Source organism: Chitinibacter fontanus, from assembly GCF_013423785.1.
In the GTDB taxonomy this organism is placed as follows: domain Bacteria; phylum Pseudomonadota; class Gammaproteobacteria; order Burkholderiales; family Chitinibacteraceae; genus Chitinibacter; species Chitinibacter fontanus.
Window position 1 is genome coordinate 253,736 of the sequence record NZ_CP058952.1, and the last position, 14,688, is coordinate 268,423.

13 protein-coding genes and 1 pseudogene are annotated in these 14,688 nt (G+C 43.7%); 5 read left to right on the forward strand and 9 right to left on the reverse strand.

Annotated features, from left to right (window positions below):
- Positions 1 to 41: 41 nt before the first annotated feature.
- The 3 genes from HZU75_RS01195 to HZU75_RS01205 all read right to left on the reverse strand — a co-directional run bounded on the left by HZU75_RS01195 (position 42) and on the right by HZU75_RS01205 (position 2,626).
- Positions 42 to 1,571: a YfjI family protein gene (locus HZU75_RS01195; protein WP_180307401.1), complete on the reverse strand. Its 1,530-nt coding sequence runs from the start codon at positions 1,569 to 1,571 to the stop codon at positions 42 to 44.
- Positions 1,568 to 1,828, reverse strand: coding sequence for a helix-turn-helix transcriptional regulator (locus tag HZU75_RS17685; protein ID WP_180307402.1), 261 nt, complete (start codon positions 1,826 to 1,828; stop codon positions 1,568 to 1,570). The genes HZU75_RS01195 and HZU75_RS17685 overlap by 4 nt, the downstream gene beginning before the upstream one ends.
- Positions 1,829 to 1,918: 90 nt before the next feature.
- The gene (locus HZU75_RS01205) at positions 1,919 to 2,626 is read right to left on the reverse strand and encodes a hypothetical protein (RefSeq protein ID WP_180307403.1); all 708 of its coding nucleotides are present in this window, start codon (positions 2,624 to 2,626) and stop codon (positions 1,919 to 1,921) included.
- A gap of 263 nt (positions 2,627 to 2,889) precedes the next feature.
- Between HZU75_RS01205 and HZU75_RS01210 the strand changes: the two genes are divergently transcribed.
- The 4 genes from HZU75_RS01210 to HZU75_RS01225 all read left to right on the forward strand — a co-directional run bounded on the left by HZU75_RS01210 (position 2,890) and on the right by HZU75_RS01225 (position 6,529).
- Positions 2,890 to 3,843 carry a DUF932 domain-containing protein gene (locus tag HZU75_RS01210; RefSeq protein ID WP_180307404.1) on the forward strand — a complete coding sequence of 318 codons (954 nt, stop codon included), beginning with the start codon at positions 2,890 to 2,892 and terminating at the stop codon, positions 3,841 to 3,843.
- Positions 3,844 to 3,943: 100 nt separating this feature from the next.
- Positions 3,944 to 4,948, forward strand: a complete 1,005-nt coding sequence (locus tag HZU75_RS01215) for a YqaJ viral recombinase family nuclease (RefSeq protein ID WP_180307405.1) — start codon at positions 3,944 to 3,946, stop codon at positions 4,946 to 4,948.
- Positions 4,941 to 5,897, forward strand: coding sequence for a recombination directionality factor (locus HZU75_RS01220; RefSeq protein ID WP_180307406.1), 957 nt, complete (start codon positions 4,941 to 4,943; stop codon positions 5,895 to 5,897). Before HZU75_RS01215 ends, HZU75_RS01220 begins: the two co-directional genes overlap by 8 nt.
- Before the next feature lie 215 nt (positions 5,898 to 6,112).
- Positions 6,113 to 6,529 (forward strand): lecithin retinol acyltransferase family protein, encoded by a 417-nt coding sequence (locus HZU75_RS01225; RefSeq protein WP_180307407.1) that lies wholly within the window; start codon positions 6,113 to 6,115, stop codon positions 6,527 to 6,529.
- A gap of 213 nt (positions 6,530 to 6,742) precedes the next feature.
- Here HZU75_RS01225 and HZU75_RS01230 read toward each other — a convergent pair whose 3' ends face one another.
- Positions 6,743 to 7,075: a helix-turn-helix domain-containing protein gene (locus HZU75_RS01230; RefSeq protein WP_180307408.1), complete on the reverse strand. Its 333-nt coding sequence runs from the start codon at positions 7,073 to 7,075 to the stop codon at positions 6,743 to 6,745.
- A gap of 245 nt (positions 7,076 to 7,320) precedes the next feature.
- On the opposite strand from HZU75_RS01230, the gene HZU75_RS01235 reads away from it, so the two are divergent.
- Positions 7,321 to 8,325, forward strand: coding sequence for a toxin-antitoxin system YwqK family antitoxin (locus HZU75_RS01235; protein WP_180307409.1), 1,005 nt, complete (start codon positions 7,321 to 7,323; stop codon positions 8,323 to 8,325).
- A gap of 43 nt (positions 8,326 to 8,368) precedes the next feature.
- Here the strand turns inward: HZU75_RS01235 and HZU75_RS01240 are convergent, their stop codons facing one another.
- From HZU75_RS01240 to HZU75_RS01260, 5 genes and pseudogenes are all read right to left on the reverse strand, one after another.
- Positions 8,369 to 9,061: a YuaM family protein gene (locus tag HZU75_RS01240; RefSeq protein WP_180307410.1), complete on the reverse strand. Its 693-nt coding sequence runs from the start codon at positions 9,059 to 9,061 to the stop codon at positions 8,369 to 8,371.
- Positions 9,062 to 9,242: 181 nt separating this feature from the next.
- A pseudogene (locus HZU75_RS01245) lies at positions 9,243 to 9,332 on the reverse strand (IS3 family transposase); the annotation flags it as partial.
- 37 nt (positions 9,333 to 9,369) lie between these two features.
- Entirely contained in the window at positions 9,370 to 9,822 is a 453-nt protein-coding gene (locus tag HZU75_RS01250; protein WP_180307411.1) for a chromate resistance protein ChrB domain-containing protein, read from the reverse strand.
- A gap of 156 nt (positions 9,823 to 9,978) precedes the next feature.
- The gene (locus tag HZU75_RS01255) at positions 9,979 to 11,463 is read right to left on the reverse strand and encodes a GGDEF domain-containing protein (RefSeq protein ID WP_180307412.1); all 1,485 of its coding nucleotides are present in this window, start codon (positions 11,461 to 11,463) and stop codon (positions 9,979 to 9,981) included.
- Between the two features lie 105 nt (positions 11,464 to 11,568).
- On the reverse strand, positions 11,569 to 14,625 hold the full coding sequence (locus tag HZU75_RS01260; protein ID WP_180307413.1) for an EAL domain-containing protein: 3,057 nt from the start codon (positions 14,623 to 14,625) through the stop codon (positions 11,569 to 11,571).
- Between the last annotated feature and the right edge of the window lie 63 nt (positions 14,626 to 14,688).

Here is a 14,688-nt window from a genome sequence, read left to right on the forward strand (position 1 = left end):
CTGGTTCACCGCGAACAGACCGCGTTGACCGCATGTTCGCATCACAAAGTAAAAGTTGAAAACGCACTAAATGGTGTTTTTTTCTTACGGCCAAAACGATATCGATTTATAGCCAAACCTAATGACGCAGTGTCATAATTGTCTCTAGGAGATGTATCTATGTAGTTAAGGTTTTCGTAAAAAAAGTTACCTATTCTGTTAATACTTGCTAAATATTCAATCGCTGGATTTAATTCCTCAATTTTACGCAGCCTAGTTGGTATGGCAAGTTTCATTATTTCAGACTTCAAGACATAGCGATTACTATTCTTAAGAGTGAATCCAACAAGCCATTCCCAAAGAGCCTCAGCATTTTGATGTAATTGACTCTGTTTCTCTGGCTCCCCAAATACAGCTAAAAATTCATCAGTAAAATAATCCATGATATTTTCTGCAAATTTAACGAAGCCCACAGTAATCACATCCCAATCCGATTCGAATAACGACAAAGCAGCAGCGATCCGGGCAATATTTCTAACTTTTTTTGAACCATGATCTTTTGCTTTTGAGAGGGCTCCATCTGGCATCATTGAAGACTCAATTTTCTGCCCTAATTGTATTAAATAATTAGCGGCATGAGGATCAAAATATAAGACTTTTCTAGTAGTAACAGGCTCACCATTTGAGTCAATACTACTAAGCATAAGCTCACGCATGCGGGCATACAATGAATCGAGATCAGGCGACGTAAAATTTAAATCTTCAATATTGCGATAGCCTTGTGTACTTTTTGGTTTGCATACAAGAAAACGAGCCCAAAAACCAATTCCTCGTGCTTCCCCTTGCCGACGCTCAAAGTAGCGCAGCAACTGAGATTCCTGCAATGCAAACATACCTGCAACCCGAGGAGATTTTACAAAAACGGTTGTTTGTTCCACGCTTGTGTCTTTACTGAGACTTTTACCATCCCAAGCATGGATGAAAATTGGCAAATCATTAGCTGGTCGGCCATTAAAAAACTCTCCCGCCTCATCAAGATCAATACACACATTTGGCCAGTGAATTTTCAAGCCAGACAAAAATGCCTCTGGCGTAAATTTGCTATAACTAAATTTAATCAGCCGTGGTTTTTTGGGTGAGGCATCTTGATGCAGCTCGATACGTTTTTCAATTTCCTCAATAGGGAGATCTTTGCAAACAGCTCTGGTCAACTCCTTTTTCAAGGCATCATCGTGAATTTTCCAGATTTTTTCGGCTACACTGAACTCCTTCATTCGAGTAGTGTGTTGATCCGCAAGTTCGCTTTCGAGATCTACAATAGCTTGCCGAATTAAGTCAAGTACTGCGCTTTTACCTTCACCTGAGTCTGCGATAATCAAGGAAAAAAGTCCCAGCGGGGTCATACGCCCATCAGGCATCTGAAGATCATAAACCCCTTGACCTGCCTCTGAATAAACGGTCAACAACATAGCGACAATCAGTGAGATTGGAGAGCCCGTTTTTTTGTGAATTTGTTCAACATATTGACTTGTACGTTTGGGCAAGTCCCATTCATAAGAGCTATTTTGAGCCAATGAAGTTGCATAGTTCATACTGCACCTCCAACGAATTGGTTTTGATTTGCTACCAACGAAGGATTTGCGCAATGTAGAATCCATGCCTCAACATCGGACTCAAGCCAGCCAACAAGGCGAGCACCTGCTCCAAGCTTAAATGGTCGTGGGAAGCTGGGATCGTATGAAGCGCTATTGGGGTTTAATTTTGCATACAGCGTTGATCGAGCAATACCCAGACGATCCTGAAGTTGCTTGCGTCGTAAAATGCAGATCTGTTTCGGTGTGGCAGACATTGTTAGTTTCCTTGAGTTTGAAATGGATGTCACCGGAGTGACAACCACAAGATAAACTCAAGAAAAAAATTATTCTGCCCGCGTGCCAGCTCATCTGGCTGCGTTGGTGGTAGAACTCCTGCGTTTGCTAGCAAACAGGGCGTCACGATCATCAAAAGCGTTGAACCATTCCTGCAATCTTGTTTGCACCGAGTTTTCAGAAAGTTCAATACCATGCCTACCTGCGATCTCAATAGCCTGGTCTTGTAATCTAGCCGCTGCAACATAAGCGGATTTCCAAGGTTCGCCGGTTTTTTCAACCGCATCTTTCAATAGCTGATGTAGCTCATCTTTAATCGGTTGGTATTTTTTTTGCTTCGCCACCCCACCTTTTTGTGCTTTTTGGCTACTTATCTTTTTAAGACTTTGCTGCATTATCCATTCATTCGCACATATGTACTGAAGGATTCCAAGCCATTTTTGAGCCTGTAACAAATAATACCAAGTGCCATTTACATCTACGCTCTCCATATATCTTCCAGCCAGATAAAGTGCGTGATATACAACTTCTATGTAAATGAACAAATCATCGCGAGAAGGTTGACGGAATTTTTCAATTGCAAGTTTTTCGATTTTTTCGTCAAGTATTTTTAAATCCCGATTACATTGCTGCTTCAAATATTCTGCGAGAATAAGCACTTCTTCATCAGTTTTTTCCAGGGTTAAGTGTAAGAAGCATTCTTGGACAGAATCATGTGTTGTTTTATAAATATCAGCCAAACTCTGATCGTGATATTGCGGCAAAATCGATGAGCCCATCTTAGCGTTCCTTTATATAAAATGATGAGTCCTACTGAACAATGTACTGTGCCCTCCCCTCAGCCTGATGCTTGCATCATGCAGATCTGGCTACCCTCACCGTTTTACATACAGTCAGAGAAACCCAACTCTTCAATATTAGAAATTAATAATATAGATTTCTTCAGACCTATATCACTGTAATAGAAACATTGTTGTTTTCACATCAACTCATCATTCGCCCAAGTTTCGACTTGGGCTTTATTTACGTCTGGAGAATTCAAATGGCTCATCTTGTCGAATCTATGGCTTTTGTTCGTGACACGCCGTGGCACGGTTTAGGGAATCGTTTAACTGAGCAGCAACCGCTTGAAGTGTGGCTGCGTGAGGCAGGCATGGAGTGGTCGATTGATCAGAGCGATGTGCTGTTCAATGTATCGAACACCGGCATGCACATTCGCTCGCATAGCGATGCCAAGGTGCTGTATCGCTCTGATACGCTGGCACCGTTGTCAGTCGTTTCAAATCGGTATCAGGTGGTACAGCCGACTGAGGTGCTGCACTTTTATAAAGATCTGGTTGAGGCTGGTGGTTTTGAGTTGGAAACGGCTGGCGTGCTGAAAGGTGGTAAAAAACTGTGGGCGCTGGCGCGTACTGGGCAAGAAGCACTCGTGCGCGGCAATGATCGGGTGAAGGCGTATCTATTACTGGCGACCAGTTGTGATGGCTCGATGTGTACTACGGCGCAATTCACTTCAGTTCGGGTGGTCTGCAATAACACGTTGCAGATGGCGGTGGGTGATTCAACCGGCGCGGTCAAAGTGCCACACTCAACCAAGTTTGATCCGCAGGCAGTAAAAGAAGCACTGGGTCTAGGCCTATCAGGCTGGGATCAATTCATGGCCAATATCAAGCAACTGTCACAACGACCGCTCACGGCTACCGAAGCAGCACAGTATTTTGGCGATGTGCTGGGCGAGCAAGTACTCGATATGGACAACCCCGCTGTATCGCGAGCCATGCAACAAGTTACGGCTTTATACAGTGGTGCCGGTATGGGCTCATTGCTAGCCGGTAGTCGCGGTACGGCTTGGGGTTTACTCAATGCCGTGACTGAATATGTCGATCACCAACGCCGTGCACGTAGTCAGGATTACCGCCTTGATTCAGCGTGGTTTGGCCAAGGCGCACAGCTGAAAGGCAAAGCACTCAATCAAGCGATGGCCTTGCTGCAGTAATTCAATCTCTTATTTGGTTTCATTGGTTTCTTTCTTTTTGTATTTCATTCAAGCCCCAACTGGTTCGCCAGCGGGGCTTTTTGCTTTTGGAGGTTTCATCATGCGTGAACGTTATGGCCAAGCCATTCGCTTGGCATCCACCGTCAATCTCAGTCGTGAGCAATGGCTGCAGTATCGTGAACTAGGCATTGGTTCTTCAGATGCAGCCAGTTCAATTGGTTTCTCACAATACAAAAGCCCACTCACGCTGTGGCTCGAGAAAACGCACCGTAAACAAACCGACGATATCGCCGACAAACCGGCGGTGTTGTGGGGTACGGTGCTCGAACCGGTTTTAGCTTCAGTCTATGCCGAACGGACTGGTTACAAAGTGCGCAAAGTGAATGCGATTTTGCAGCATCCTGAGCATCGTTTCATGTTGGCCAATTTAGATCGAGAAGTGATTGGTCAGCCTGAAGGCACCGGTGTACTGGAAATCAAAACCGCCAGTTATCACATGGCAGCGCAATGGGAAGACGGTATTCCGCTGGCGTATCAATGCCAGGTATTGCACCAACTGGCGGTAACCGGTTTTGCTTGGGCCGATGTAGCGGTGTTGATTGGTGGGCAAGACTTCCGGATTTATCGGGTTGAGCGCGATGACGCCAAGATTGCGGATTTGATTCAACTTGAAACGCAATTCTGGAAATACGTCACTGCCGATATTCAGCCTGACCCCGATGGCTCTGATGATGCCAGTGCTGCTTTGCAATGGCTATTTCCCCGTGACGATGGGCAAACCATCGATCTGTCTGAATCAGCGGAATTCAATGCGCTGTTTAGCAACTTAATCGAGTTGCGTGAGCGTAAAGAAGAAGTCGAAGCCAAAGAAGCACTCATCCGCCAACGACTGCAAAACGCGTTGGGTAGCGCAACTGCAGCCATCTTCGCTGCCGGTCGTATTACTTGGAAAAAAGCCAAAGATCGGCTCACGCCCGATCTGGACAAACTCAGCGCCGAACACCCCGAGATCATTCAGCAATATATCAAATCGGTGGAAGGCTCGCGCCGTTTCTTAATTCAGCCCAAAAAGCTGATCCCTTCAGGAGGTCCGAATCATGATTAAAGGCTTAGCGATAACCCCGCCCGTGATTGGGCGGATCAGTATTGGTCATTTGGTGCAAAAGAAAGACAGGTGGGTGCCAGAAAAAGACGACGCATTTACGTTGACCACACAGGTACAAGGCAAAGACGGTTGGCTACTTCACCCATTACATGCTCAATTGGCTGAAACCAGCCCGAATAACAAAATCCGCTCAATCCCAGTCAAATTACTGTTTAACGACAGTGATCTGAATCTGCGTGCCGAGTTCAGTGCATTTGATCGGCAAACCGGACGGCCTTTATGTGTCGGTAATGGTGAATGTGCCAAACGGGTTTCAGGGGAAGGCATTGAGGATGTCGATTGCCCAACGCCCGAGCGTTGCCAGTACGCACAGGAGAAAGGCTGCAAATTGTATGGCCGATTGAATGTGCAAGTGGAAGGTCAGAACGACGAGCTAGGTTCGTTTATGTTTCGCACTACCGGTTACAACTCGGTGCGAACACTGGCAGCACGTTTGCAATACTTTGCCGCCGTATCGAATGCTCTTGCGCGTTTCTTGCCCTTGCAACTGAAGCTACGCGCCAAAAGCACCACGCAATCTTATCGAGCGCCGGTGTTTTATGTTGATCTGACTTTGCGCGATGACGACACCTTGGTCAGCGCGGTCACTACAGCCCATCAAGCAGCACAGCAATATGCCGAAGCGGGTATCAATATCACGCTACTTGAACAGACCGCCAAAGCTTTACTCGGTAATGGCCAGTTTGAAGAGAGTGCCGATGACATGCCGCTGGTATTGGAAGAGTTCTATCCCGAATCAGAAATCGGCGATGAAGCTTTACCCGCCCAAGTCAGCACCAGCAAATCTGCTAACAAAACCAATCCAACAATTCGTTCAACCACTTTAACCCCACGCCTCGGCACATCCACAGCAGGAGAAAGCAATCATGAATCAAAACTCAACCACTGACACCTTGATCGCCTTTGCTTTAGTCTTTGGCGCAGGCTTGTTGTGCTCGAAGTTAATCAAAGGGTACTGCCGATCCAAGCAACCGCCGTGTATTCGTGAGCCTTATCCCAGACCGAAGGCCATACCAGAACAAACGAAGTAACACGAACATAAGCCACCCAAGCCCCAGAGCGATCTGGGGCTTTTTTATTGCTATTTTTATTTGGAGCAAGATTATGGAAAAAGGCGACCACCTAATTTCAGCCCGTATCGGCTACTCTCATCACGGGATTTATATTGGCCGTAATAAGGTCATTCATTACTCGGGATCATCGCTTGGCAAAAACGAAAAAGGCGTGATTGAAATCGTCGATCTTGAGACTTTCTGCCAAGGCAATGGCTACACCATTCAAACTTACCCATTTCGCGCATTCAGCCGGGAACAGTCAATCGAACGCGCAAAATCTAGATTGGGAGAAGACTGGTACAACGTACTATTGAATAACTGCGAGCACTTTGTAACGTGGTGCATTCAAGGTATTCACGATAGTCAGCAAACCAGCAGACTGATTGATGCAACGACACTCATTGTCATTCCAAGTGGCTTGATTCTCGCCAAGTGGCTTACATTGCGTCATGAGCTACGAAATTAAAGATTGATAAAAACGATTCAGGCTACACCTTGATCGGGTAGCTTGAGTTGTTGGTATATTTTTTCCTTTTCGGCATGAATGACTACTCCAATAATGCAAGCGGGCACTACTTGGCTTTAAGCGCATTTCTGCAGTTCGGCCTTAGCAACTACAACGAACCGCCAACGAAACACTAGACGACTCACAGCGACGATCAAGGTATCAACAAATTTTTCATCGACTCATGCGAGCAATCATTTCTCGTATTACAGTCAACAACCATACTCGATCGGACTCATTCAGCGCCTCTAATTCGGTAGCCAACTCATTGGCTAACTCATGTGGCTGCGTTGTAATTCCTCCTACCAAGCTCGCCAAATCTGTATTAAGAGCATTAGCCAATCGATCCAGTGTTTGCAAAGACGGTAATGTCGCGCCTCGTTCAAAGCGCGAAATGGTTTCCGTATTTACATCTAAACGTTCAGCAATTTGTGCTTGTGTTAATTGAAGGTGCAATCTTCGTCGTGCAAGTTTATCTCCCAGACGAACAGCCATCATCTCTGCCATCGAACTACCCACCTTATCTGTTGATTTGAACAGATAAAGTTGCACTCACACGGCCGAGCTGATAAGGTTCAAATGTGTTGTAATCAACATATTGAGTCTATTAATGCTGACTTTATGTTGATCTGAACTGCAAATTGTTGTGATCCATTCTGCAACAGCGCAATACAGTCTCAAGTAAACGCATGAGTACCCTCATGGAGATCATTCCTTTACAGCTTACCCTCTGATTTTCAAATGGATAAATTATGATCAAATCTCAACTTAGTCTCGTTAATACAACATCAATTATCTCTAGCAAAAAAATAAACTTATTTTTTGTTTCAACATTGATTTTGCTTACCGGTTGCTCTTCCAAAATAGATTGCAATAACTCGACAGTTAAAGAGCAAGCGTTGAGTATTATTGGGCAAGAACTTAACAAATCAATTTACTATAGAGAAGCACTACCTGCATTTGGCACTGATTTTAAAATTGAGAACGTCAAAACAACGAGTAAAAATGACGAAATTGAAACAGGCACCTGCAATGCAGACTACTCTTTTATTTATAATGGAAGTGCCCGTAAACTGAATTTTAGCTACATTGTTTCAATACTTAAAGATAAGGGCGAACCTCAGGTTGAGGTTTATGCTAAAGAGGTTCGTAATTCAATTGAAACTTTAGTTGCCAATCAGGAACCTCCAATTAAAAATGGAGCTCAAGTTCATACAGATACTGCCACAGGAAATGTTATTGACAAATTAAACTGGAAAGACAACAAGATGGATGGAGTTCAAGAATTTTTCAACTCTAAAAATAATGCATTAATTTTGAAAATTAACTTTGAAAATGGTACTAAGAAGGGGTTGCAACAAGGATGGAGCGATGATGGGAAGACGTTATTAACAGAATTGAATTGGGTTGATGGAAAGCCTAGTGGCTATGAGAAAAAGTTTATTGGTAGTAAGCTAGTAACAGAGTTAAAATGGAATAGTGGGTTACAAACAGGATTTAGCTCAAACTATCGTCCAGGTTTGCCAATGTACGATGAGACTCATTATCAAGATGGCAAAAAAACAGTTGTTAATGAGTATACCTCTCTTGACAATGAAGGCAAAGAGGTTCGCCTAACGAAAGAATCACCTTATGTAGATAACAAACTTAATGGCCTGGTAAAAATCTATACCCGAGAAGGAAAACTAAACGAAGAAATCGAATATAAAGATGATGAAGTCGTTTCGAGTAAATCCTATGAATTAGGTAGTAATTAATTATTTTCTCATTACCCCCATGCGATTGGCATGGGGGTAATTGTTATTTTTTTTTTGCTAAAGCCAGAGTAACCAGCTCAAGAAAATATATATACTTTTGCCGCATGGCATTCATCAGGACTGCACCCACAGCGAGTCCGGTTAGAAAAGCCAAAATGAATACCACAATATTCTGGGGGAAATGGCCGATTGAAAGAGACTGAACCATTAGTTTATTATCCTTTGTTAGAGCCTCCCAAACGGCCCAAGCTGTACCGATCAAAGCGAATAGAGCCACCTTCTCCGAGTTACCCATCAAGAAACCAATCTTATTGTTAATTCTTGTTATTTTTAGCTGTAGCCATTGTTGAGCCTCTTCCAGCACTACTTTGTCATACTTTTGAAGGAGTGCAATCTGTTTTTTATCATGCATGATTTCAAGATTAAAAAAATCAAATACCCATGATTTGAAGTTTAACAGGAAGCGCATACTAAAAAATAGTTCAATACAAATAGCAACCATTGGCAAAAGCATACATGCAATCACTAAACATTGTGCGAATAGCATAGCCCAATTGGGTAATGGCCCAATATACTCATGCACACCAGCTAAAACAAGCAGTACAAATAGTAAGACGGCAGAAATCAAAATAATCCTAATTGCCGTTTTACTGGCCAATTTTTCTGAGTGTGTTTTTTTTGCCTTGACAGGCTCCATGCTGCATAGCAGTTTAATAAGCGCATCTAGTTGATTCATCAATCGCCCCCCATTATAGATAAAATTTTTTTTCTATTTTCCAGTTGCACACAAAAATAACAATGCCCTCATGTGGGCTACCTTTTAGGAAAATCTCTAATTTAATCCCTGAATATCAAATAAGTTCTCGCGCCGACCAAAAATTGACCAGTGCGGATACGGATAAAATCTTGGACTGGTTTTATGTAATTAACCCAAGCCTTTTTCGATATTCAATCGGACTAACTGCACCGACTGAAACCTTAATTCGCTTTTCGTTATACCATCTAATGCAGGTCTTCGACCACCAACTCTATCATTGAGCTCAATTACATATTGGGCGGCCAGTTATGTGTTTCGTTTTGGCAGTGTTGGCACCATGCATACAGCGCGTCATACATCACCATGCCATGCTTGAGCATTTCATGGTCATCGCTAAAGGTTTGCGACAACCCCAACGACAGTGCATACAAACCAGCCGCTTGCGGAGCCAAATCGAGACGTGAGGTATCTGCCCCGCGCACAATGACGGCCAATTGCTGCAAGGCAGGTTGATCCAGTTGATACTTGCTAAGAAAAGCATCAAAACTGCATAGCTCGCCCACATGAGTGAGTTCTACATGCGGCACGTCATATGGAATCGCTCCAGTTTCAGCGGCTACTCGTAAAACATAACCCGAAGGCACATATAAAAATTCAGCGTCATGGTCAATAAAGCGCGCGATGAGCCAAGGGCAAGCGATGCGATCAATCTTTGGACTTTCACGAGTAACCCACTGCATGGCAGCTCCCCCTCAATGCAGGGGCTGGGTGATGGTAATCTATATGGCGATTTTTCTGGGTTGCACACCACTGGAAGTGCCCTTAGCAAGCGGGTTCGCCGCCATCTGGGACCCACGCTGGGCAATGGGTAGCGGAGCAGCATCTGGCATCTCTTGTTATATATTTTCCATGCATTTGGTCTTGGTTGAAACGACACATCGATCACGCCCCAACCGTTTGGCTTCATAAAGTGCGGCATCTGCACGTTCCTTTAAGCCAGCAATTGATGAAAGTTCTTCCAAGGTAGCCAACGCGCAACCAACACTGATAGTGACATAGGCTGAGTCCGGATGGGCAATGTTCTGTTGCCGAACAGCATTCAGCATTGAATTTGCCATTGACAAAGCGCCAGCCTCATCGGACTCAGGTAAGATGCAACAAAACTCTTCTCCTCCCCACCGAGTAACCATATCTCCGGGGCGATTAATTCGTTCTGCAAGAGCAGAGGCTACAATCCGAAGACATTGATCACCAGCGCCGTGTCCCTTGACATCGTTGTAACGTTTGAAGTTATCGACGTCAATCATAAGTAAACACAATGTCCGACCTGATCGAAGAGCTCGTCTAGCCTCTTGAATCAGATGATGCTCAAAAGCACGGCGATTGGGAAGACCAGTAAGTTCATCAAACAAAGACTCCGCTGTTCTCTGCTCAATTGCTATCAGTTGGAACCAAAGCAATGCCCCGGCTCCCAAAGAACATAATGAGCCCACACACAGCAAGACAACATGCAAGGCCAAAGTCTCATACCACCCCTCTAATATTCGCTTTTGTGAAACAGAAATTACTGCGGCCACGGGATAATTATTCAGCCTCTTTACCACAACGCGTCTATCAATGCCGTCAAATGGGCTTTTCGCCTTAAACGATCCAATGTTGTTTCCCGACTTTGCAAGTTCTTTAGAGGCCTCATCAAGTCGCGTCGTCATTGCAGACTCAATAAAGGGATAACGAGCCAATATTTGACCATCTGCTCGTATAAGAACGACAGAACTATCTAAGCCAAGATCAAGTTTTGAATAAAAGTTAACGAAATATGGTACTCGTAAAGCAACACCTACAACTCCAAGAAATTGGTGCTTCGAATCATAGACACCTCGGGTCATCGTGGTAGACCATATTCCACTGGCTCGAGAGACAAAAGGGTTCTCAATCAATGTGACGGAAGTAGTCCGATCATGGTGCGTTATGAAATAGTTGCGATCTGCCACATTAATTGGCTTCACATCTCGGTCTGAAACAGACAAAAGCAAGCCATCTCGGTTTACAACGAAAGTAGAAAGGAAAATTCCATGAAGACTCTGCATTCCCTTTAGTTCAGTTTTTAACTTTGTAGCATCAGCTATTTCAGGCTGATGCCCGAGTTCACGAACAATTTTCTCGGCACCGAACAACAAGTTCTCTGCTGACCCAAAAGTTCCATCTGCTTGCTCTGCAACTGCTTTGGCTAAGTTGTGCATATCACGGACCGTGCTTTTCTCTGTAAGCTCTCGGTTTTTTAGTAGCAAATTGACATGAAGTGCACATTGCAGCACGACGAGAATGAAGGTTATTAATGCAATAGACCAACGAACTGCTCGAAACGCCTCCTTACTCCACATTGAATTACTCCGAGCCTCAGTTAACCTAGACAACATATACGTACATAAAAGCACTAGCATGGAGAACGTAGAATGAGGGTTTAATCTTCATGCATGACCTTGACCCTAATACACTGACAAGACAGTAGTAAATAATGCAATCGGCATGGGCCGTCCAAGATGGTACCCTTGAAAAGCATCACATCCGTGATGAATCAAAAAAGTCAATTGCTCGGTGTTTTCAACGCCTTCAGCAACAACGTGAAGGTCCAAACCCTTGGCCATGTTAATAATAGTTTGAGCCACCAATGCATCCTGTTTTCTTTCTGGCAGCCCATCAACAAATGATTTATCAATTTTGAGCTGATCCAAGGGAAGCCTAGTCAGATAGGACAGAGAAGAACTACCTGTGCCAAAATCGTCGAGCGAAAAGGTTATACCTGCATTTTTCAAAGAGCCCATCTTCATAAACGCATCTGAGATATCATCTAATACGATGCTTTCAGTTATCTCAAGTTTCAGTTTCTCTGGCGGGGCCTTGACTAGTTCTAGAGCTTTGAGAGTAGTTTCGACAAAATCTTTCTGTGCAAATTGCCGAGCACTTACATTGACCGCCAAGACAAGATGATTGCTTTCCAAACCTTCTTGCCACAGTGCAAGCTGTTTACACGCACTCTTCAATATCCATTGACCCAGAGGCACAATTAACCCGGTTTCTTCAGCTACTTTGATAAAGTCAGCGGGAGCCAATAACCCCCTTGTTGGATGCTGCCAGCGGACCAGCGCTTCGGCACCAATAAGTTGGTTTTCTCGGTTGAACTGGGGCTGATAAAATAAAACAAATTCGCACTTTTCGATGCCAATACGTAGCTCGGTTTCCAATATAGTCCGCAATGTCAGTTCAGTCTGCATAGCAACTTCAAAGAAGCGCAGAGCATTCCTACCATCTTCTTTGGCATGATACATAGCCAAATCCGCATGCATCAAGATACTCTCGATTGAGATATCACCACCTATAAATAAGGTAATTCCGACACTAGCCGTACAATAAAGTGCATGCCCATCAATGAAATATTGAGTAGCAAGATTGGTACGCAGCGACTCACCAATTTGCCCTGCACGTAATGCCGCAGTGGTAAGGTCTGAACCTAATTCCTCAAGGACAACCACAAACTCATCACCACCAAAGCGCGCTACCGTATCTACGTCACGAACCATGTGCCTCATACGAACACTGGCTTGCTTCAGCAGCTCATCTCCTGCCCGGTGTCCAATCGTGTCATTAATATGCTTGAAATTATCGAGGTCAATAAATAGCAGTCCACAATAGGTCTGGCAGCGCGCACTACAAGAAAGCGCTTGTTCAAGGCGATCACACAGTAAACGACGGTTGGGTAAGTCAGTCAATGGATCAAAATTGGCAAGGTGCTGGGCATGATTTTCAGCCTCTCGTTCCTTGGTTACATCAGACAGAGATCCGATATAGTGGGTGATCGTATCATTGGCATCCTTCACCGCAGAAATGGCCAAGCGCTCTATATAAAAACTACCGTCTTTGCGTTTATTACATAGTTCACCATACCAATAATTATTTTGGGTTAGGGTGCTCCATAGGTCACCATAAAATGTGCCATCTTGCAGTCCAGACTGAAGCTGTTGCAGAGTTTTGCCAAGGGCGTCCTGTTCGCTGTAGCCCGTGATACGTGTAAATGCTTTATTGACGCGCTGTATAACGACATTGTCATCCATGACGATAATGCCATCCTGAGCTTCGAATGCAATGGCTGCAATACGGAGCTCGTCTTCCGCTTTTTTGTTAGATGTTACATCCAAAGCTAACCCCAGCACCGCAGGCCGTCCCTGGTAAATAAACGCCTGACCAAATACTTCTACTAATATAGAGTCACCATTTTTGCGTAAAGCAGTAAAAGCATAATGAGCATGTTTGATTTCTCCGGCTAAGCGCCGTTGAAGTTGATCACGGACCAGTGGACGATCAATTTCACAAACCATGTTTAACGGATTGTTATCCGCAATCAATTCTGAAGCCGACACAAATCCGAACATATCAGCAAAGGCGTGGTTAACATAGCGAAACACATCATCCTGAATAATGTAAATGCCAACCATAGTCTGCTCAACCAATGCACGAAATCGTTCTTCACTTTCACGAAGGATCTCTTCTGCAGCGACTCGAATGGTAATATCTTGAATCGTGCCTCGCATTTTAGTCGGCTGACCAGAATCCCCAAATTCTAGCCGCCCAGTCCCGTGAACCCACCTAAGCATATTGTCATTATGCCGAATGATTCTGTATTCACAATTAAAGTTCTGTTTTTGATTTACTACGTGTTCTGAAAAATACGCGGATATTTTCTCTCTATCACGTAGATCAACCAAGTCAAACCAACTCTTAGTTGTATGCGGATAATTTATATCAATTCCGAAAAGAGTGTCTATTATTTCTGTGCACCACCATGTTTCATTTTCAATGTCGAGAACATAATTTCCAAGGCCAGAAATCTCTTGTGATGTTTTTAGATCATTTAACGTTTCAACAAGTCTTTCTCTTTCGTTTACATGGTCTGTTACATCGCGAGCAATACCAAATATTCCATTTACTTTTCCATCTGAATCATGGAGTGGACCTTTGGTTACTAAAAACAGCAAATTACCATCGGTCGTAGAAACTTGCTCTTCAACATGAAGAATAGTATTGCCATCAATGACCTTGCAATCATTCTCCATCAAATTTAAAGCTTGCTCCATGGGAAACAAAGATATGTCTTTATGTCCAAGTATTTGACAAGCGGACTTTCCGGTAAGATATTCAACCTCTTTATTTACTAATGTATACCTTCCACTTTTGTCTTTGGTAAAAATAGCATCTGGTGAGTTATTTATCAATTCGAAGGCAAGTTGATTAGCATAATTATTCATTATTTCTTTTGATTTAATTTCATTTATTGAATATCCAAGCCGAATCATCATTATGGATAACAAAAAAAACAACAATATCAAGCCAAGCAAAAGAAATTCCGCAAACTTGCTTACCTCTAACTCCTGCCCCCTAGGCAAACAGATAAAAAAATCAACGATGGCATTAAAAAACAAAATTAAACAAAGCGATACAAATACCAAAGCAATGGCGCATCGAAAGGGAGAGCAAAATCGTTTTCTCATGACTGCACCTTATTATCTTCGAGCATCCCCACTAAAAAATATCAGTCAACTCTTTGCCAACCT

Bases quoted from the DNA above. Each gene is read 5' to 3' on its own strand.
- HZU75_RS01210 (WP_180307404.1), top strand. From the start codon at position 2,890: ATGGCTCATCTTGTCGAATCTATGGCTTTTGTTCGTGACACGCCGTGG.
- HZU75_RS01220 (WP_180307406.1), top strand. From the start codon at position 4,941: ATGATTAAAGGCTTAGCGATAACCCCGCCCGTGATTGGGCGGATCAGT.
- HZU75_RS01260 (WP_180307413.1), bottom strand. From the start codon at position 14,625: ATGAGAAAACGATTTTGCTCTCCCTTTCGATGCGCCATTGCTTTGGTA.
- HZU75_RS01195 (WP_180307401.1), bottom strand. From the start codon at position 1,571: ATGAACTATGCAACTTCATTGGCTCAAAATAGCTCTTATGAATGGGAC.
- HZU75_RS01205 (WP_180307403.1), bottom strand. From the start codon at position 2,626: ATGGGCTCATCGATTTTGCCGCAATATCACGATCAGAGTTTGGCTGAT.
- HZU75_RS01240 (WP_180307410.1), bottom strand. From the start codon at position 9,061: ATGAATCAACTAGATGCGCTTATTAAACTGCTATGCAGCATGGAGCCT.
- HZU75_RS01215 (WP_180307405.1), top strand. From the start codon at position 3,944: ATGCGTGAACGTTATGGCCAAGCCATTCGCTTGGCATCCACCGTCAAT.
- HZU75_RS01230 (WP_180307408.1), bottom strand. From the start codon at position 7,075: ATGGCAGAGATGATGGCTGTTCGTCTGGGAGATAAACTTGCACGACGA.
- HZU75_RS01250 (WP_180307411.1), bottom strand. From the start codon at position 9,822: ATGCAGTGGGTTACTCGTGAAAGTCCAAAGATTGATCGCATCGCTTGC.
- HZU75_RS01235 (WP_180307409.1), top strand. From the start codon at position 7,321: ATGATCAAATCTCAACTTAGTCTCGTTAATACAACATCAATTATCTCT.
- HZU75_RS01225 (WP_180307407.1), top strand. From the start codon at position 6,113: ATGGAAAAAGGCGACCACCTAATTTCAGCCCGTATCGGCTACTCTCAT.
- HZU75_RS01255 (WP_180307412.1), bottom strand. From the start codon at position 11,463: ATGTGGAGTAAGGAGGCGTTTCGAGCAGTTCGTTGGTCTATTGCATTA.
- HZU75_RS17685 (WP_180307402.1), bottom strand. From the start codon at position 1,828: ATGTCTGCCACACCGAAACAGATCTGCATTTTACGACGCAAGCAACTT.